This window comes from Streptomyces sp. 3N207, assembly GCF_052246355.1.
In the GTDB taxonomy this organism is placed as follows: Bacteria; Actinomycetota; Actinomycetes; order Streptomycetales; family Streptomycetaceae; genus Streptomyces.
The window spans coordinates 1-577 of record NZ_JBQQBV010000070.1 but is presented as its reverse complement, the minus strand read 5'-3'; the positions used below and the strand labels follow the sequence as shown (position 1 = coordinate 577).

The window sequence follows — 577 nt, the reverse complement described above, 5'->3', positions numbered from 1 at the left end:
TCCCAGGGTGGGTGCCAGGCCGCGACGAGACCGGGACAACGCACCGCTCCCCGGGGCGCGCGGCCGGAACGTCCCCCCACGAAAGGCTCCTCTGCTCGCATGCGTAACACCCTGCGTACCCTCAAGCCCGCCGGCCTCGCCACCACCGGCCTGACCGCCCTGGGCGCGGCCGGTATCGCCGCCACCGCACTGGCCGGCACCGCCCACGCCGAGGCCCCCGCCAAGCCCGCAGCCAAGCCCGCCGCCATCGAGAGCGCCGCCTCGACCGCGCAGCACGTCAGCATGCAGGCCGCACACGCCAAGAAGGCGCAGAAGGCGGACGACCAGGGCACCGGCGCGAAGAAGTACGCGGACAACCTCGACGGCTGGATCCGTGAGGCCCGCGCCATCATGGCCAAGCACGACATCCCCGGCTCCTACGAGGGCATCAAGCGCAACATCATCCGCGAATCGGCCGGTGACCCCAACGCGGTCAACGACTGGGACATCAACGCCAAGAAGGGCACCCCCTCCAAGGGCCTGCTCCAGGTGATCCAGCCCACCTTCGACCGCTTCCACGTCGAAGGCACCCCCGACA

Annotated in this window: 1 protein-coding gene; it reads left to right on the top strand. The window is 71.1% G+C overall.

Annotation, left to right across the window (positions count from 1 at the left end):
* Positions 1–99: 99 nt before the first annotated feature.
* Positions 100–577, top strand: a 478-nt coding sequence (locus tag ACTWP9_RS36670) for a transglycosylase SLT domain-containing protein (protein ID WP_443250647.1), incomplete at its 3' end; no start/stop codon positions are given.